The sequence below is a fragment of the Kitasatospora sp. P5_F3 genome, from assembly GCF_054049135.1.
In genome coordinates, this window is the sequence record NZ_JBFUMY010000009.1 from 148,083 (window position 1) to 165,099 (window position 17,017).

Below are 17,017 nucleotides of genomic sequence, written 5' to 3' on the forward strand. Positions count from 1 at the left end.
GGAACCGACAGAAGGACGCCCTGGCAAGGTCTGTTCCCGGACCCGTCAGAAGACATCAAAGCGACATCAACTGCCGGGCACGGGAAGGTTCCTGTGCCCGGCAGTTGATGTGGTCAACGCCTGGGGCGGGCCGTCGGCGTAGTCGGCGCTGGCGGTGGCGGGATGGCCGGGGTCACCGACCCGGCGGCTGTGCGGCCGGTGGCCGTTGTCCTTGCGAGTGCCGCTCCGGTTCGCCTTTCTTCGCTGGTCGCGGGTGGTGCGGCGGGGAGGCCAGCGTCGCGGCGGATGCGCCAGGTGAGGACGGCAGCGGGCGAGTCGGCGCTGGCGAGTTCGCGGCGCGTGGTGGCCTGCTGGATCAGGGCTGCCGGGTCGTGGCCGGCTGCTTCGGCCTCGGCGAGGGTAGCGGCGAGCGCCGGCCAACCGCCCTCTCCCAGGACCCGGACGGCCTGGCTGGCGGGCACGGCTGCTCGGACCGCCTCGGAGTAGCGGTCCCTGGTCGGTTGGGGCAGCTGTTGTCCTCGGACGTCGAGGACGGCCAGCGGGGTGGTGGCGTGGCGGGTGTAGGCGGTGCGCAGGTGGTCGGCAGCGGCGCGTGCGGTGGCGGCCTGGCGCTGGTGGCCTTGGGCAGCGTGCCACTTGGCGATGAGGATGGCGAGCAGGACGAGGCTGGACAGCATGGTGGCTGCTGCGGCGCCGTCTTCGCCGCGGCCGAGGGCCGGCCCGGCGTTGAGGACGGTGCGGGCGGCCGAGCGCATCGCGCGCAGGTCACTGCCTGCAGCGCGGGTGTGGGCGTGGGCGGTGTACTCGAGTGCGCGGGCGGCCTGGTTGATCTCCTTCCTGCTGAGGGTGGTGCTGGTGAGGGCGAGGGCGTCGAGGACCTCGATTCCGCCACTGACGGTGGCGGCGGCCCGGTCGGCGGGCTGGTCGTCGGCGAGGTTGGCGAGGGCGTGGTCGATCGTGGTGCTGGCCTGGCGGCGGCTACCGGCTGGCCAGGTGCGCTTGTCCGGGTCGGGGTAGGCCAGCTTGTCGATGCCAACTGCGAAGCGGGCATGGATCTTGGGCAGCGTGAGGTCGGCTGCGAGCTTACTGCCGGAGAACCACACCAGGCCGTCCGAGCCGCGGTCTCCGGGCACAGCGAACTTGTAGCCGGTCGCGTCACCCGACGGTGCGCGGCGGACGCCGTAGCGGATGCCCTGCTCAGTGAGCCGGGCCAGGAACTCCTCCTCACTGGCGGCGCCCGCGAGGGCCCGCCGGACTGAGGTGCGCAGGCGGTCGCGGGCAGGCTCTTGGCGGCCGAGGCGCTGGGCCTTGTGCAGCTCCTTGCCGGTGGCGCGCTTGGGGGTGGCAGCCCGGTATTCGCGGGTGCGGGTCTCGGAGAGGTCGACAAGCCCGTACTCGCGCTCGATCTTGGTGAGTTCGTCTTCGACTCGGTACTGGTCGCCTCGTAGGCGGGCCTGGGTGAGGTCGGCGCGCACGACGGTGGCCAGGATGTGGATGTGGTCGTCGGCGTGCCGCACGGCGATCCAGCGGCAGCCGTCCGGGTCGCCGTCGGGTGCGATGCCTGCGGCGGCCACGATCCGGCGTGCGATGGCGCCCCATTCCTCGTCGCTGAGGATCCTGTCGCTGCCGTCGGCGCGCACGGGCCGGTGGTAGACGTGCTTGGCGACCGGCCTGCCGTAGCGAACCACATGCAGGTCGAGCGCGTCGCGCAGCTGACCGAGGATGGCGTCCGGGTCGCCCGGATCGCGGCCCGGGTCGGGGGCGAAGCCATCCCAGGACGCGACGATGTGCGCATCGGTGTGCTCGTTGTTCTCGCCGGGACCGAAAAGGTAGTTGAGCGCACCGATCGTCCTGGACCCACGTACGGGCTTGCTGATCATCGGCGCTTCGTTTTCGCCAGCCGCATCGCCGACGCGTCGACCTCCGCGACCGCCGCGCGGACCTCGACAACCAGGGCCAGGGTCGTGTCGAGGACGACCGTCGCGGGACCCGGCTCGACGTCGGCGCCCGCGTTGAGGCGGTAGGCGATCTGGTTGGCGTTGTTGCCGACCGGTGCGAGCTGACCGCGTGCCATGTCGAGTGCCGTGATGGCCCGCTCTAGATGCTCGTCTCGGGTGGTGATGCTGGCGAAGTCCTCGGCCAGCGCCTTGCGGACGAGGTAGTCAGCCACGTTCAGCTCAGCTGCGGCAGCCAGCTGCTCGATCTGCGTCTTCTGCTCGTCGGTGCAGCGAAAGCCGAGCTTCTTCGTCTTGGGGTTCTCGCTGTCACGGCGGCGACGCTTCGCGGCGCGCTGCGTACGGCTGGCGGCACGCGAAGCAGGGCTGACGACTGTGCGCGGCAGCACGTCGGTGATGAACGCGGACGGCGAGTTGGCGGGCTTCTCCTCCTTCGCCGCGCCCTCGCGGTGAAGGCCCGGTGTTGCCGAGTGCGCCCTCGCGCTCGGCAACACCGGCTCGTCCACGCCCCCCTGGGCGTGGGCGTCCGCGTACGTGGCCCCGTAGGGGCCTCGTACGCACTCGCTTGCTCCGCCAGGAGCCGAGTTGGTGAACGCCTTACGCCACAGGGCCTTCAGCGTAAGGGACTTGGCGGGCTGCTCGGCGTTGCTCGGGGTGGTGCGCTGGTGGTGGGTCACGGATGCTCTCTGATCGGGTTGGTGGGTCGGCTTGTGCGGTCCGGGGCGGACGCGGGCCATGGTCGGGGTGATGAGCGGTTTGGCCGTGCCGGATGCGCGGTGTAGAGGCGGCGGTACGGGATTCCGGTGTCCGGGGCGTGGGGGGGGGGGGGGGGGGGGGGGGGTGATGGCGGACTTCCGCTGGCCGTCTTCCGGTTGCGCGCGGTGTCCAGCTGATCGGGGCGGGCCGGTCGGCAGGGTGTGGGCGGTCAGTCGGCCGTGGGGTGAGGGCGGCCAGCCTTGGGGTCCCAGCGGAGGCGGAGGTCGTTCATCAGCTCGGTGAGGCGGTTGCTGGCGAGCGGGAGGCCAGCGTCGCGGATGGCCTGCTCGACGACCGTGCGGGTGAGCTTGCCCTCGGCGGTGGCGGCTTGGAGGCCGATCTCCCGCAGCTGCTTCATCTTGGCGCCGGGCGGTCGGCCGAGCGGCTTGTCCCGCCCGCCGGTGGGCTCCTCGCCGACCTGCCCGGACTGCTCTTCTGCCGGGGTGTCCCGAGGGTGAACCAGTGGGTCGTCGTTCTGTGCCGGGTGGGAGTCGTCGAGGGCGTCGCTCCACTCGTCGGGCAGGACTCCGGCGGCGGACACCAGCGTCAGCATCGCGTTGTCGTCGCCGACCGGCAGATGCGGTTCGGTGTCCTGCGCGTGGTCGGTGGCCGCGTACCCGTCGCCGGTCTCCTCGGTCTGCTCGCTCTCCCCGGCGTGCCCGGTGTGCCTGGGGTTGGGAGGGCCGGGTTCGGTGGGGCCCGCGGTGGTCGGGGTGTGGAGGTCGCGCAGGAGTCCGGGGCCGACGCTGCACCAGCCGAGGAGGAGGACGGGGGCGACGATGTCGAGGCAGGCGCGGCCGTACTGCCCGGCGAGGACGGGCTCGGCGGTGTTGAGGGCGAGGGTGAGCAGGCCGCACAGGTGCATCAGGCGGGTGGCGGGGCGGAGTAGGCCGGGGTGGGTGCCGGTGGCGGCGAGGTGGTGCAGGGCTATGAGGAGGCCGGCGACGGAGAGGTCGACCATCGGGGCGATCAGCGGTGCGACGGGGCGTGAGACGCCCAGGCGCAGGGCGAGGGCCCAGACGTTGCCGAAGGAGAAGGTGAAGGCGAGGACGGCGGTGGTGGCCATCACGGCGGTGATGGTGGTGCGGGCGAAGGCGCCGGAGCCGGTCGGCGGGGCGGTGGGCATGCGGGCGGGGTCCTTGCGGTGGTGAGGGGCTTGTGGGTTTGCCGTCTTGGCCGTCTTGCCGTTGCATCCGCAGGTCAGGGCGGGTACGGCAGGGGCGGGCGCGGCTGGCCGGTGGCGTCTTGGACGTGGGGCGGTGGCTTCCCGGTACGGGATCGCTTCCGTCTTGGGACGGCGATCCGTCTTGGCGGTAGGCCGTCTGAGCTGCGGTTTTACGGCAGGGACGGCTGGGACGGCACAAGACGGGTGTCGTTGCCGTCCCGGCGGGGCCKGCCGTCGGCGCGGTTGGTGCGCGCGGCGGCAGGCCAGTTGCGGTGTCGGCTGGTGTGTCGTCTTGGGCGTGGTTGCCGTCTTGGCCTGATGTGGTGTGACCTGCGCAGTTACGGCAGGGACGGCAGCCACGGGATGGCGGTCAGGTTCTGGCGCCCTGGTCCTGGCCCGTGCTCGCGTTGGGGGCGAGGGGGTGGACGGCGGGGCAGTAGCGCCGCCAGGCGTCGGTGAACTTGTGGCGCAGGTAGCCCTTGCGCTGGGTTCCGTCGCCGATGCGCACGTTGCCGGAGGAGATGCCGAACTCGCGGAGCATCGCGCCGAGCCCGCGCGGGTTCAGCCCGCCCCGGCCGGATTCGGCCCAGGGGGCCTCGGGGTCGCTGGTCAGGGCGAAGAGCAGCTGGTCGGTGGTGATGCTGTCCGGTTCGCCGTTGGTGTGGAAGATCCGCCGGATGTCGGCGAGGATCCGCGCGCCGCCGGGGCTGTCCTCCTCGGTCTGGACCTCGGCGTCGACCATGCGCCTGCACGCCTGGCGGGCCAGGCGCGGCCAGGGTCCTCCGGCGAGGTCGGCGATGATCACCAGGGGTTCCCAGGTGTCGGCGGCGCGGTCCTCCACCGGCATCGCGGGCTCCAGCAGCAGGGCCCGCTCGGCCAGCGGGGCGGTCCACTGGGAGATCCGGTCGCGGATGGCGTGCAGGGCGGGCCTGTCGCGCATCGTGCGGTACGGCGCGACGCGCTCGCCCTCGGCCCTGCGGCGCATCCGGATCACGATGGAGCGGTCCATGATCGTGTCGGGGAGGTCGCCGATCCCGGCGATGGCCGCCATGGCGAAGGTATGGAAGCGGCGCGGGGTGTGGTCGTTGCCGACCACGCGCAGCACGTAGCGGTCGCGCTGGTGCCCGGCGTTGAGCAGGCCGCGCATCTCCTCGTTCTTCTCGGCCATCTTCGGGCTGCCGAAGATCGTGTCGGCCTCGTCGACGAGCAGGGTGGGCGGCTCCTCGGTGATGGAGCGGAAGACCGCCGCAGGGGTCGAGTTGACCGTCAGCACCGGCTGGTGCACCGTCTCGGTGAGGACGTCGAGCAGGCGGGACTTGCCGCAGCGCTTCGCCGGGCCGACGACCGCCAGGCGCGGGGCGTGCTGCCACGAGCCCTGCAGGTGGGTCGCCGCCACCCACAGAGTGGCGGCGACCAGGGCCTCTTCGGAGGGCAGGATCACGAACGTGGCGATCAGCGCCTTCAGCTCCGCGAGTAGGTCGGCGCCCTCGGTCACCTCGGCGTCCGGCATCAGGTCGATCCCGGAAGGGGCGGCGGGCTCCGACGGTGTGGGGTCGGCCTTCTGTCCACAGGCTGTGGACGCCCCGGGCCGGAGGTGGGGCAGGTAAGTGCCGGGCTCGCCGGCCTTGGCGACGGGCGGCCAGTTGGTGGTGGCCGCTGTCGGGCTGGGGGCTGCGGGGGCGGGGAGGGAGGCAGTACTCTCGGTCATGGAGATCCTCACTCGGCGGATCCGGGGGGCAACCCGGTCCGCCGTTGGTCGACTGTCCTGGGATGGGCGGTGGCGAGATTTCCGATCAGCCCTCGGCGTTCGTAGCGCCGGGGGCTTCGTGTTTTTCGGGACACTAGGGTCGCCGTGCGACCTGGTGTAACCTCCCTTGGGTTGAGTTCTTTATGCTGGCAGGATCATGTGTAGCACCCTTTGCGACCCTCAGTCAAGCGATAGGGGGGTAAGAATTTCAACCTCCTTCCGCATACAGGCTGGCTGAGCCAGTCGTGAAGAGCGTGTGATGAATCGATCCAACCGCTTGCAGGTTGGCATCTCCATGCTGGTATGGTCTATCCAGGGTCGCGTCGCGCCGTCACGCAATCGAGAGGAGGTTGGTATGGTCAACCCCATGGTGCATCGCTTCACGCCCCTGGAGGGCGAGGCCCTGGTGGCCCACAACCTGAAGGTCCTGCGCAAGGCCGCCCGCCTCTCCCAGGAGGACGTGGCCGAGCGCATGACCCGGCTCGGCTTCAAGTTCCACCAGACCCAGATCGCCAAGATCGAGAACGGCACCCGCCCGGTGCGGTTCGACGAGGTGGTCGGCCTGGCCAAGGCGCTCAGTGTCCCGGCGGGAAATTTCATGACCGAGGCCGTGGCCGGCCCCGATGAGCCGGACTACGAGCTGCAGGAGGCCGGGTATGAGGTCCAGAAGGCCGAGCAGGAGTGGAGAACCGCCCGCGATCTGGAGCAGGCGGCCAGCGCCCGGCTGCATGAGGCCGAGCGCAAGTACGACGAGATCGCCGAACGCCTCGCGGCCCAAGGCATCGACGTCGGCAGCACCGGGTCCGAGTGGTACCCGGCCCCCAACTCTCCAGACGACCCGCTCCGCAAGGAGCCGGACGCCGACCGGTAGGCCCGCACGTTCAACCTCCCTTGGGTTGCGACGACTTCGTGGGCCCATCGTCACCAACACCCCGGCTCGCAACCTAAAACGGCCGACCCGGCCCACCTGCCCAAGATCGTTCTAGGTTGCGGGCCGGGAGTCGCCGTAAGGTGCCCACTCCGCCCGCAACCGACCCCCGCTGCCCGACCCCCGGCGCTACGAACGGCGAGGGCCGATAAGCAGCTGTCTTCAGTCCACCGCCCATCCCAACAGTCGCCACAGCGGCGCGTTGCCCCGCGCCGCTGGGAGGAATGCCCATGCCTGAAACGCCCCTGTCTCTCTCGCGCCTTGCTGGCGCAGTCGGCCTCACGGAGCACCAGCTCCTTGCCCTCGTCGCCCACTGCGGCACCGGGATGCCGGACCCGACACTCGTCGCCCTCACCGTGGAAGAGGCCGCCCGCCGACTGGGCGTCGGCCGGACGACGATGTACGCCCTCGTCGCCTCCGGCGAGATCCCGTCCGTGACGATCGGCCGCCTGCGCCGCGTCCCCGCCGAGGGGCTCAAGGAGTACATAGCCGCTCGCTCTCAGGCCGCCGATCCGACCGTCGCTCTCGCGGCCTGAAGGGGGTACCGATGGCGAACACCCGCAAGCCCAACGGCGACTCCTCGATCTACGAGGGCAGCGACGGCCGTTGGCACGGCCGCGTCACCGTCGGCGTCAAGGACGACGGCACCCCCGACCGCCGCCACGCCAGCGCCAAGACCCGCACCGAGGTCACGGCCAAGGTCCGCAAGCTGGAGAAGCTGCGCGACGACGGGACTGTGCCCAAGGCCGGACAGAAGTGGACCGTCGGCAAGTGGCTGACCCACTGGATCACGGCGATCATCCCCGGCACCGTCGGCGAGAACACCTACGCTGGCTACGAGGTCGCCGTCCGCGTCCACCTCGTCCCCGGCCTCGGCGCCCACCGCCTGGAGAAGCTGGAGCCCGAGCACCTGGAGCGCTTCTACAAGAAGATGCAGGCCGGTGGCAGCGCGGCCGGTACCGCCCACCAGGCCCACCGCACCGTCCGGGTAGCGCTCGGCGAGGCCATCCGACGCGGTCACCTGGTCCGCAACGTCGCCACGATCGCCAAGCCCCCGAAGCTCGACGAGGAAGAGGTCGAGCCCTTCGAGGTCGAGGAAGTCCAGACGCTCATGGAGACTGCGCACAAGCGCCGTAACTCGGCCCGATGGATCTTCGCGCTCGCCCTCGGCCTGCGCCAGGGCGAGGTGCTCGGACTCCAGTGGAAGGACATCGACTTCGTCCGCGGCATCGCCTGGGTCAGGCGCGGCCGGCTGCGGCCCAAGTACGCGCACGGCTGCGGCGACCTCTGCGGACGCAAGCCCGGCTTCTGTCCCCAGAAGGTCCCGATCCGCAGGGAGACCAAGGACACCAAGTCGAGGGCTGGCCGTCGACCGGTGCCCATCCCTGAGCCGCTCGCCGTGGTCCTTCGGCAGCACAAGGAGGAGCAGGAGCGCGAACAGGCCCTCGCGCGCGACCTGTGGGTGGACAAGGGTTACGTGTTCACCTCCGAGGTCGGCGAGCCGCTGAACCCCAGCACCGACTACCACCACTGGAAGCGGCTCCTACGCGAGGCGGGCATCCGAGATGGCCGCCTGCACGACGCCCGGCACACCGCCTCGACCGTCCTGCTCCTGCTCGGCGTGCCGGAGCGGATCGTCATGGCGATCATGGGCTGGTCCTCGACCTCGATGGCCCAGCGCTACCAGCACGTCACCGACCCCATGCTGCACGATGTCGGCCAGAAGATCAGCGGCCTGCTCTGGGGTGGAGCGATTGACGGCACCGATCCTGGCGAGCACGCGGCTTGATGAGCTGGCCAGGGCTGAGTGCTTCGACTGCGAGGTCGGAGCACTCGGCCTGCTCGGCCAAACCCGGCCGGATTCAATGTCAGTGGACGCCACTACCCTCCGGCCATGAGACGCTCCTTGACGGATGCTCAGGCGATCTGGGCGCTGAAGCAGTACGAATCCCGTGAGCTGACTCAGACGCAGATCGCCGAAGCCCTCGGCGCCACGCTGTCGCGGATCAACCAACTGGTGAATGGCAAGACGTACCGGCATCTCCAGGGCACTGAAGGTCAGCGGGTCACCGATGGCGGGGTCCTTTACGGCCTGAAGGAGACTCCCGAGCGTCGCCGCTACCGCGAGGCCCTGATCTGGGATCAGATTGACCGTTCCGGCAGCCCGGGCGCCTGCTGGCTGTGGTCTGGGACGACTCGCAATCGCTACGGGTGGGCTCCGTCTGGTCAGAATCTGGTCGGCTCGCCATCTGCTCACGTGGTCGCGTACACCCTTGCTTACGGCCTTGCCGAAGCGCCCGTGGGCCTTCTGCTGCGGCACCTGTGCGACAACCGCTCCTGTTGCAACCCCGCGCACCTGCGTCCGGGCAGCCAAGCAGAGAACAACCGAGACCAGGCCCGCGCCAGACGGGAAGGCCGCATGGCCGGCCCGACCGTTCCCCGGGTAGTGGACGACCCCGAGTTGCCCCCGCCCGGCGGGTGGAGTGTCCCTGAGGAAACCGACATGGTGGCCCTCGAACGTGCGGCCAGGACCTCGGAGTTCCGTGCCCAGGTGGACTCCTCCGGCGGCCCGGAGGCGTGCTGGCCGTGGACGGGGAAGCCTCGCAACAAATTCGGCTACGGCTTCATGCGGTTCGACGGCCAGAACACGCCCCCCGCTCACCGGATCGCCTACGTGCTCGCCCGCGGTCTGTCCCTTGCAGATATCCGCGGCCGACATGTCCTCCATAAGTGCCCTGAGGCAGCCCATCGGAACAACTGCAACAACCCTGCTCACCTGAAGCTCGGTGACCAAGCCGAGAACATGGCGGACAAGCGGTTGCACGGCACCATGCCTATGGGCGAGAAGCACCACATGGGCCAGCGGTACCCGGACGAGCTGATCGAGCGTCTGCGGTGGCGCTTCTGGCATCCGGCAGGAGAGCAGCCCACGCAGACTGCTCTCGCCAAGGAGGCTGACGCTCCGCTCGGGGTCGTGAGCGGGTGGCTGAAGGGGCAAACTCGCCGTGAGGCGGGCGGGCCGATCGGACCCGACCTCGATCCCAGGCAGGGTCATCTTTTTTGATCAGAAGGAACGCGGGTGGATGCCGTTCCTCCAGATCACGTAGGTCGTCTCCCCCAGGGCCCAGAATCGCAACTGAGACCAAAACTGAGACCACGGCACGACGAAGGCCCCGACCGCKGGGCGGTSGGGGCCTTCGTTATGGCTGGTCAGCCATGGCGGAGGATACGAGATTCGAACTCGTGAGGGGTTGCCCCCAACACGCTTTCCAAGCGTGCGCCCTAGGCCACTAGGCGAATCCTCCGTGGGAGAGCTTAGTACATGTTCGGGGGTGCTCGCGACCACCCATCCGCAGGTGGGTGGGGGTGGTGGCCTGCGGATGGGGGAGGTGGGGTGGTGGTACGGCTTCGGTCGCGGATCCGCTACTCTTGGGGCAGCCCCTCGTGTGGCGTTATCTCTCTGAACTCCCCCAGGGCCGGAAGGCAGCAAGGGTAGGAGGGCTCTGGCGGGTACACGAGGGGTCCTTGCGTTTCCGGGGGGACCGCGTTTGTCCGCCTGTCCCGATATCGTCGGGGGTGTGTCCCTAGCCCTGTACCGCCGCTATCGCCCCGAGACTTTCGCCGAGGTCATCGGGCAGGAGCACGTGACCGCTCCGCTCCAGCAGGCCCTGCGCAACAACAGGGTCAACCATGCCTACCTGTTCAGTGGCCCGCGCGGGTGCGGGAAGACGACCAGTGCGCGCATCCTGGCCCGCTGCCTGAACTGTGCGCAGGGCCCGACGCCGACCCCGTGCGGTGAGTGCCAGTCCTGTACGGACCTGGCGACCGGGGGGCCCGGGTCGATCGACGTGATCGAGATCGACGCAGCCTCGCACGGTGGTGTGGACGACGCGCGTGACCTGCGGGAGCGGGCGTTCTTCGCGCCGGTGCACAGCCGGTACAAGATCTTCATTCTGGACGAGGCGCACATGGTGACCTCGGCCGGCTTCAACGCGCTGCTGAAGGTGGTGGAGGAGCCGCCGGAGCACCTCAAGTTCATCTTCGCGACGACCGAGCCGGAGAAGGTGATCGGGACGATCCGGTCCCGTACGCACCACTACCCGTTCCGGCTGGTGCCGCCCGGCACGCTGCGGGACTACCTGGCACAGGTCTGCGAGCGGGAGCAGATCGCGGTCGAGGACTCGGTGTTCCCGCTGGTGGTCCGGTCCGGGGCCGGTTCGGTCCGGGACTCGATGTCGGTGATGGACCAGCTGCTCGCGGGGGSGGGGGAGGGTGGCGTCACGTACCCGATGGCCACCGCGCTGCTCGGGTACACCGACTCGGTGCTGCTGGACGAGGTGGTGGACGCGTTCGCCGTGCAGGACGGGGCGACGGTGTTCCAGGTGGTCGACCGGGTGGTCGAGGGTGGCCACGACCCGCGGCGGTTCGTCACGGATCTGCTGGAGCGGCTGCGTGACCTGGTGATCCTGGCGACCGTGCCGGACGCGGGGGAGAAGGGGCTGATCGACGCTCCGGCCGACCGGGTCGCGATCATGCAGGCCCAGGCGGACCGGTTCGGGCCGGCCGATCTGAGCCGGGCGGCCGACCTGGTCAACACCGGACTGACCGAGATGCGGGGGAACTCCGCGCCGAGGCTTCAGCTGGAGCTGATCTGCGCCCGGGTGATGCTGCCGGGCGCGTACGGGGACGAGCTGTCGCTGCAGGCGCGACTGGACAAGCTGGAGCGGCGGGCGGCGGCGGGTGGTTTCGCGGCGCCGCAAGCCCAGCAGGTCCAGCAGGTCCAGCAAGCCCAGCACGTCCAGCAGGCTCCGCCGGTGCAGGCCGTCGCGGCCCCGGCGCCGGTGCTTCAGGCGATGCCCGCGCCGGTCCAGCAACAGCCCGCCCCGCCGGTGGAGGTGACGCCGAGTCAGCCTGCTGCTGCGCCCGGCGCGTGGCCGATCGCGCGCAGCTTCACGTCCGCCGGTGCGCCGGCGCAGGAGGTCCCGGCGCCCGCCCCCGTGCCGGTGGCACCGGCACCGCAGGCCCAGTCCCCGGCACCGCAGCAGCAACAACAGCAGCCGACGGCCGGTCAGCCTTCGGTCTCCGCCCAGCAGGGCGCGGGCCAGGTCCGTCAGCTCTGGCCGCAGATCCTGGAGGCGGTGAAGAACCGCCGCCGCTTCACCTGGATCCTGCTCAGCCAGAACGGCCAGGTCGCGGGGTTCGACGGCAGCACCCTGCAGGTCTCGTTCATCAACGCGGGCGCTCGCGACAGCTTCGTCGGCAGCAACAGCGACGACGTGCTGAAGCAGGCGCTGGCCGACGCCCTCGGGGTGGACTGGCGGGTCGAGTGCATCGTCGACCCGTCCGGCGGCACCAGCGGTGGCGTGGCCGGCGGCACCGGGACCACCCCGCCGTCGACCGCAAGCTGGGGCGCCCCGCAGCAACAGAGTCAGCAGCAGCCCGCGCGCCCCGCACCGGTGCAGGCCGCCCCGCCGCAGGTCCAGCCGACGCCGCCCCCGCAGCAGGCGGCAGCCCCGTCCGCGCCGGCCCAGGCGCCCACGCCGATCCGCGCGCCCGCGCCGGTCGAGGGGCCGCCGGCGGACGAGTACCCGCCGGACGACTACGACCTGGAGGGCGACGCCAGCTTCACCGGCCCCTCGCCGACTCAGGTCGACCAGGGGGCGAACAGCCAGGAGCTGATCGTCCGTGAGCTGGGGGCCACGGTCCTGGAGGAGATTCACCACAACCGCTGAGCCCCGCCGACGTAGGCTCGGGTCGGAAGCTTTCCGCAGTCGTACAGGTAAGTACAGGTAAGTCGTACAGGTACAGGAGTGAGCCGTGTTCCCTGGTGGTGGCCAGCCCAATATGCAGCAGCTGCTGAAGCAGGCGCAGAAGATGCAGGAGGAGCTCGCCAAGGCGCAGCGCGAGCTGGCGGAGGCGCACGTCGCCGGTTCGGCGGGCGGCGGTCTGGTCGAGGTGACGGTGACCGGTGCGGGTGAGCTGGTGGCGCTGACCATCGCGCCGGCCGCGGTCGACCCGGAGGACACCGAGACGCTGGCGGACCTGATCCTGGCCGCCGTCCGGGACGCCAACGCGACGGCGCAGAAGATGCAGGCCGAGCGGATGGGCCCGCTGGCCCAGGGCCTGGGCGGCGGGATCCCCGGTCTGCCGTTCTGACGCTCCTTCGGCGGAGCGCTTGCGGAGTGCTTACGGAGCGTTCACGGAGCGAGATTTATGGTGAGTCGGGCGTCGGACGGTGTGTCCGGCGCCCGATTCGTTGGATGATGGCACCGGAGCCGACGGCACCGCCGGCGGCCAGGGCCCGAGGGAAGGCGCGAAGTTGTACGAGGGCGTGGTTCAGGACCTGATCGACGAACTGGGCAGGCTGCCCGGCGTCGGGCCCAAGAGCGCGCAGCGGATCGCCTTCCACGTGCTGCAGGCCGACCCGGTGGACGTACGTCGGCTGGCGCACGCGCTGCTGGAGGTCAAGGAGAAGGTCCGGTTCTGCGTGGTCTGCGGCAACGTCGCGGAGGCCGAGCGGTGCCGGGTCTGCCTGGACCAGCGGCGCGACCTCGCGGTGATCTGCGTGGTCGAGGAGCCCAAGGACGTGGTGGCGGTGGAGCGGACGCGTGAGTTCCGCGGCCGGTACCACGTGCTGGGTGGCGCGATCAGCCCGATCGAGGGCATCGGCCCGGACGACCTGCGGATCCGCGAGCTGATGACCAGGCTTGCGGACGGCACGGTGACCGAACTGATCCTGGCCACCGACCCCAACCTGGAGGGGGAGGCGACCGCCACCTATCTGGCCCGGCTGTGCAAGCCGATGGGCCTGAAGGTGACCCGGCTGGCTAGCGGCCTGCCGGTCGGTGGGGACTTGGAGTACGCCGACGAGGTCACCCTCGGACGGGCCTTCGAAGGGAGACGACTTCTCGATGTCTGAGCAGCCCAGCAGCACCCAACCCAGCACGCACCCCAGCAACGGCGCCCAACCCGGCAACAGCGGGCACAAGCACGAGCCGGACGACTTCGCGGTGCAGATCGCGGACTCGGTGGAGAGCTTCGTGCTCGCGGTGACCGAGGTCGCCAAGGGCGACGAGCCGGGCAGCGTGGTCTCGCTGCTCCTGCTGGAGGTCTCGCAGCTCCTGCTGGCCGGTGGCCGGATGGGCGCGATCGAGGACGTCGTGCCCGAGGACCGGTTCGAGCCGGACGCGGGCCCGGAACCGGACGGGGTCGAGCTGCGGGAGCGGCTGGCCGCGCTGCTCGCGCCGATCGACGTCTACCACGAGGTCTTCGACCCGTACGGGCCGCCGGAGAAGCCGAGCGCGTTCCGGATCTCGGACGATCTGGCGGGCGTGGTGGCCGAGCTGCGGCACGGTCTGACGCACTACCAGGAGGGCCGGGTCAGCGAGGCGCTCTGGTGGTGGCAGTTCTCGTACCTGTCCAGCTGGGGTTCGACCTGTACGGCGGTGCTTCGGGCGCTGCAGTCGCTGATCGCGCACGTCCGGCTGGACAGCCCGATCGGTGCGGCGGCGGACGGTGCGGACATCGACGACGACGGGCTGACGGACGAACAGCTGGGGCAGCAGGCGGGCGACTTGATGGCCGCCGAGCTCGGTCTGTAGCCGGCACCACGGTAAACAGCGCCACGCCGGTGTGACGAAGCAGTCACCGCGCGGGCGACGGAGTGAAATCCGAGGTGTCGCGCCCCCCTCCCCGGCAATTCTCCGGGGAGGCCGGGTGCGGCCCGCAGACCTGCCGGTCCGGCCGGGCGGACCCCTGCCCACCTCGTGATATCCGCGTCTCATCATATGGAAACCGCCGGTCGGGCCCAGGCCGCTCGCTAGACTGGCGCCGACCGCAGCGCCCCCGTTCCACCGGGGGTGCGGGGGCCACCAGTCCCCCGAAAACGACACTAGTCGAGGAGCGCACGTGGGCCTTGTCGTGCAGAAGTACGGCGGCTCATCCGTTGCGGATGCCGAGGGCATCAAGCGCGTAGCCCGCAGGATCGTCGACACCAAGAAGGCCGGCCATGAGGTCGTCGTCGTGGTGTCCGCCATGGGCGACACGACGGACGAGCTCATCGAACTCGCGGAGCAGGTCTCCCCGATCCCCTCCGGGCGCGAGTTCGACATGCTGCTGACCGCTGGAGAGCGGATCTCGATGGCCCTGCTGGCCATGGCGATCCGGTCGCTGGGCCACGAGGCCCAATCCTTCACGGGCAGCCAGGCCGGGGTCATCACCGACTCGGTCCACAACAAGGCGCGCATCATCGACGTGACGCCGGGCCGGATCCGGAACGCCCTGGACGAGGGCAACATCGCGATCGTGGCCGGTTTCCAGGGTGTCTCCCAGGTCAGCAAGGACATCACCACGCTGGGCCGGGGCGGCTCGGACACCACCGCGGTGGCGCTGGCCGCCGCGCTGAAGGCCGAGGTCTGCGAGATCTACACCGACGTGGACGGCGTGTTCACCGCCGACCCGCGGGTGGTGAAGAAGGCCCGCAAGATCGACTGGATCGGCTTCGAGGACATGCTGGAGTTGGCCTCGTCCGGCTCCAAGGTGCTCCTTGACCGCTGTGTGGAGTACGCGCGGCGCTACAACATCCCGATTCACGTACGCTCGTCCTTCTCCGGCCTGCCGGGGACCATTGTCAGTAGCATCAATCCGAACAAGCCCGAAGGTGGCGAGATGGAGCAGGCGATCATCTCCGGAGTCGCCCACGACACGTCCGAGGCCAAGGTCACGGTCGTCGGCGTGCCGGACAAGCCGGGCGAGGCCGCCCGGATCTTCCGCGCCATCGCGGATGCAGAGGTCAACATCGACATGGTGGTGCAGAACGTCTCGGCGGCGTCCACCGGTCTCACCGACATCTCCTTCACCTGCCCGAAGACCGAGGGCCAGAAGGCCATCGACGCGCTCGGCCGGGTCAAGGAGGGCATCGGCTTCGAGTCGCTCCGCTACGACGACGCGATCGGCAAGATCTCGCTGGTCGGCGCGGGCATGCGCTCCAACCCGGGCGTGACCGCGACCTTCTTCGAGGCGCTCTCCGAGGCCGGCGTGAACATCGAGCTGATCTCCACCTCGGAGATCCGGATCTCGGTGGTCACCCGCGCGGACGACGTGAACGAGGCGGTCCGCGCCGTGCACAGCGCCTTCGGTCTGGACAGCGACACGGACGAGGCGGTCGTCTACGGCGGTACCGGCCGATGACCTCGGAGAGGAGGCCGAGCCTCGCGGTGGTCGGCGCCMCGGGCGCCGTCGGAGCCGTGCTGCTCGGCCTCCTCTCCGTTCGGCGGGACGTCTGGGGGGAGATCCGGCTGGTCGCCTCGTCCCGTTCGGCGGGCCGTCGGCTGACGGTCCGTGGGGTGGAGACCGAGGTGGTCGAGCTCTCCGAGGAGGCGTTCGCCGGGATCGACGTGGCGATCTTCGACGTACCGGACGACGTCGCCGCGCGCTGGGCCCCGATCGCCGCCGCCAAGGGTGTGGTGGTGGTCGACAACTCCGGTGCGTTCCGGATGGACCAGGACGTCCCGCTGGTGGTCCCCGAGGTGAACGCCCCGGCGGCGCAGATCCGGCCCCGCGGCATCATCGCCAACCCCAACTGCACCGTCCTCACCATGATCGGCGGGCTGGCCGCGCTGCACTCCGAGTACGGGCTGAGCGAGCTGGTGGTCGCCGCGTACCAGGCCGCCTCCGGCGCCGGGCAGAGCGGGGTGGACACCCTGCGGGCCCAGGTCGCGGAGGTGGCGGGCACCTCGGTCGGCGAGCAGACCGGGGACCTGCGGGCCGTGGTCAGCGACAACGGCCCGTTCGCCGCGCCGCTCGCGCTGAACGCGGTGCCGTGGTCCGGCACGCTGGAGGACGGCGGCTGGTCCTCCGAGGAGCTCAAGGTCCGCAACGAGTCGCGGAAGATCCTCGGCCTGCCGGGCCTGAAGGTCTCCGCCACCTGCGTCCGGATCCCGGTGGTCACCACCCACTCGCTGGTCGTGCACGCGGTCTTCGAGCGCCCGGTGAGCCAGGCCGCCGCGCAGGAGATCCTGCAGAACGCCCCGGGCGTGGTGCTCTACGACGACCCGGCGGCGGGGGAGTTCCCCACCCCGAACGACGCCGTCGGCACGGATCCGGTCTGGGTCGGCCGGGTGCGGGTGGCGCTGGACGACCCCACCGCGCTCGACCTCTTCGTCTGTGGTGACAACCTGCGCAAGGGCGCCGCGCTGAACGCGGTGCAGATCGCCGAGCTGGTGGCGGCGGAGTTCGCCCGGCTGGGTTGAGCCCCGGTGTGGTCGTCCGGTGGAGGTTGAGTCCGGGTGAACGGGAGACGATCCGTCAGATTCCCTCGTAAGGGCACTGGAGGCACTCCGGCCGGTGCGGGAGAATAGGCCCGCAGTCGGGGGCAACCATGACAGGGGATCAAGTGTCCAACATGCGTGGCGAACGTGGTGGGGGCAGTGCGGGTGGGCACGGTGCGCGTGGCGGCGCGACCGGTC

Annotated in this window: 14 protein-coding genes, 1 tRNA gene and 1 other RNA gene; 11 read left to right on the plus strand and 5 right to left on the minus strand. The window is 70.5% G+C overall.

Annotated features, from left to right (window positions below; all coding sequences use genetic code 11):
• Positions 1-113: 113 nt before the first annotated feature.
• The 4 genes from ACXJMZ_RS07755 to ACXJMZ_RS07770 form a co-directional block, all read right to left on the minus strand.
• The gene (locus ACXJMZ_RS07755) at positions 114-1,880 is read right to left on the minus strand and encodes a relaxase/mobilization nuclease domain-containing protein (RefSeq protein ID WP_457029211.1); all 1,767 of its coding nucleotides are present in this window, start codon (positions 1,878-1,880) and stop codon (positions 114-116) included.
• On the minus strand, positions 1,877-2,461 hold the full coding sequence (locus ACXJMZ_RS07760; RefSeq protein ID WP_457029212.1) for a plasmid mobilization protein: 585 nt from the start codon (positions 2,459-2,461) through the stop codon (positions 1,877-1,879). The genes ACXJMZ_RS07755 and ACXJMZ_RS07760 overlap by 4 nt, the downstream gene beginning before the upstream one ends.
• Positions 2,462-2,880: 419 nt before the next feature.
• Positions 2,881-3,837, minus strand: a complete 957-nt coding sequence (locus ACXJMZ_RS07765) for a DUF2637 domain-containing protein (RefSeq protein WP_457029213.1) — start codon at positions 3,835-3,837, stop codon at positions 2,881-2,883.
• 409 nt (positions 3,838-4,246) lie between these two features.
• Positions 4,247-5,584: a DUF3631 domain-containing protein gene (locus tag ACXJMZ_RS07770; protein ID WP_457029214.1), complete on the minus strand. Its 1,338-nt coding sequence runs from the start codon at positions 5,582-5,584 to the stop codon at positions 4,247-4,249.
• 406 nt (positions 5,585-5,990) lie between these two features.
• Here ACXJMZ_RS07770 and ACXJMZ_RS07775 point away from each other — a divergent pair, with 406 nt between their 5' ends.
• From ACXJMZ_RS07775 to ACXJMZ_RS07790, 4 genes are all read left to right on the plus strand, one after another.
• The gene (locus tag ACXJMZ_RS07775) at positions 5,991-6,494 is read left to right on the plus strand and encodes a helix-turn-helix domain-containing protein (RefSeq protein ID WP_457029215.1); all 504 of its coding nucleotides are present in this window, start codon (positions 5,991-5,993) and stop codon (positions 6,492-6,494) included.
• A gap of 287 nt (positions 6,495-6,781) precedes the next feature.
• Positions 6,782-7,087: a helix-turn-helix domain-containing protein gene (locus ACXJMZ_RS07780; RefSeq protein WP_457029216.1), complete on the plus strand. Its 306-nt coding sequence runs from the start codon at positions 6,782-6,784 to the stop codon at positions 7,085-7,087.
• 11 nt (positions 7,088-7,098) lie between these two features.
• Entirely contained in the window at positions 7,099-8,340 is a 1,242-nt protein-coding gene (locus ACXJMZ_RS07785; RefSeq protein ID WP_457029217.1) for a tyrosine-type recombinase/integrase, read from the plus strand.
• Between the two features lie 105 nt (positions 8,341-8,445).
• Positions 8,446-9,615: an HNH endonuclease gene (locus tag ACXJMZ_RS07790; RefSeq protein ID WP_457029218.1), complete on the plus strand. Its 1,170-nt coding sequence runs from the start codon at positions 8,446-8,448 to the stop codon at positions 9,613-9,615.
• 153 nt (positions 9,616-9,768) lie between these two features.
• Here ACXJMZ_RS07790 and ACXJMZ_RS07795 read toward each other — a convergent pair.
• Positions 9,769-9,856, minus strand: a tRNA-Ser gene (locus ACXJMZ_RS07795).
• Positions 9,857-9,984: 128 nt separating this feature from the next.
• On the opposite strand from ACXJMZ_RS07795, the gene ffs reads away from it, so the two are divergent.
• From ffs to ACXJMZ_RS07830, 7 genes are all read left to right on the plus strand, one after another.
• Positions 9,985-10,081, plus strand: an RNA gene (ffs, locus tag ACXJMZ_RS07800) — signal recognition particle sRNA small type.
• 48 nt (positions 10,082-10,129) lie between these two features.
• Positions 10,130-12,283 (plus strand): DNA polymerase III subunit gamma and tau, encoded by a 2,154-nt coding sequence (locus ACXJMZ_RS07805; protein ID WP_457029219.1) that lies wholly within the window; start codon positions 10,130-10,132, stop codon positions 12,281-12,283.
• 85 nt (positions 12,284-12,368) lie between these two features.
• A complete protein-coding gene (locus ACXJMZ_RS07810) occupies positions 12,369-12,707 on the plus strand; it encodes a YbaB/EbfC family nucleoid-associated protein (RefSeq protein WP_082598478.1) in 339 nt (112 codons plus the stop codon).
• A gap of 163 nt (positions 12,708-12,870) precedes the next feature.
• Positions 12,871-13,470 (plus strand): recombination mediator RecR, encoded by a 600-nt coding sequence (gene recR, locus ACXJMZ_RS07815; RefSeq protein WP_057234470.1) that lies wholly within the window; start codon positions 12,871-12,873, stop codon positions 13,468-13,470.
• On the plus strand, positions 13,463-14,152 hold the full coding sequence (locus ACXJMZ_RS07820; protein ID WP_457029220.1) for a DUF5063 domain-containing protein: 690 nt from the start codon (positions 13,463-13,465) through the stop codon (positions 14,150-14,152). The genes recR and ACXJMZ_RS07820 overlap by 8 nt, the downstream gene beginning before the upstream one ends.
• A gap of 307 nt (positions 14,153-14,459) precedes the next feature.
• Complete coding sequence (locus ACXJMZ_RS07825) at positions 14,460-15,740, plus strand: aspartate kinase (protein WP_457029221.1); 1,281 nt, start codon at positions 14,460-14,462, stop codon at positions 15,738-15,740.
• A complete protein-coding gene (locus ACXJMZ_RS07830) occupies positions 15,737-16,801 on the plus strand; it encodes an aspartate-semialdehyde dehydrogenase (RefSeq protein WP_457029222.1) in 1,065 nt (354 codons plus the stop codon). The genes ACXJMZ_RS07825 and ACXJMZ_RS07830 overlap by 4 nt, the downstream gene beginning before the upstream one ends.
• Positions 16,802-17,017 lie beyond the last annotated feature (216 nt).

What these genes read in the sequence shown, in the direction of transcription:
- ACXJMZ_RS07785 (WP_457029217.1), top strand. Translation starts at nt 7,099, where the DNA reads ATGGCGAACACCCGCAAGCCCAACGGCGACTCCTCGATCTACGAGGGC.
- ACXJMZ_RS07775 (WP_457029215.1), top strand. Translation starts at nt 5,991, where the DNA reads ATGGTGCATCGCTTCACGCCCCTGGAGGGCGAGGCCCTGGTGGCCCAC.
- ACXJMZ_RS07780 (WP_457029216.1), top strand. Translation starts at nt 6,782, where the DNA reads ATGCCTGAAACGCCCCTGTCTCTCTCGCGCCTTGCTGGCGCAGTCGGC.
- ACXJMZ_RS07755 (WP_457029211.1), bottom strand. Translation starts at nt 1,880, where the DNA reads ATGATCAGCAAGCCCGTACGTGGGTCCAGGACGATCGGTGCGCTCAAC.
- ACXJMZ_RS07820 (WP_457029220.1), top strand. Translation starts at nt 13,463, where the DNA reads ATGTCTGAGCAGCCCAGCAGCACCCAACCCAGCACGCACCCCAGCAAC.
- ACXJMZ_RS07790 (WP_457029218.1), top strand. Translation starts at nt 8,446, where the DNA reads ATGAGACGCTCCTTGACGGATGCTCAGGCGATCTGGGCGCTGAAGCAG.
- ACXJMZ_RS07770 (WP_457029214.1), bottom strand. Translation starts at nt 5,584, where the DNA reads ATGACCGAGAGTACTGCCTCCCTCCCCGCCCCCGCAGCCCCCAGCCCG.
- ACXJMZ_RS07765 (WP_457029213.1), bottom strand. Translation starts at nt 3,837, where the DNA reads ATGCCCACCGCCCCGCCGACCGGCTCCGGCGCCTTCGCCCGCACCACC.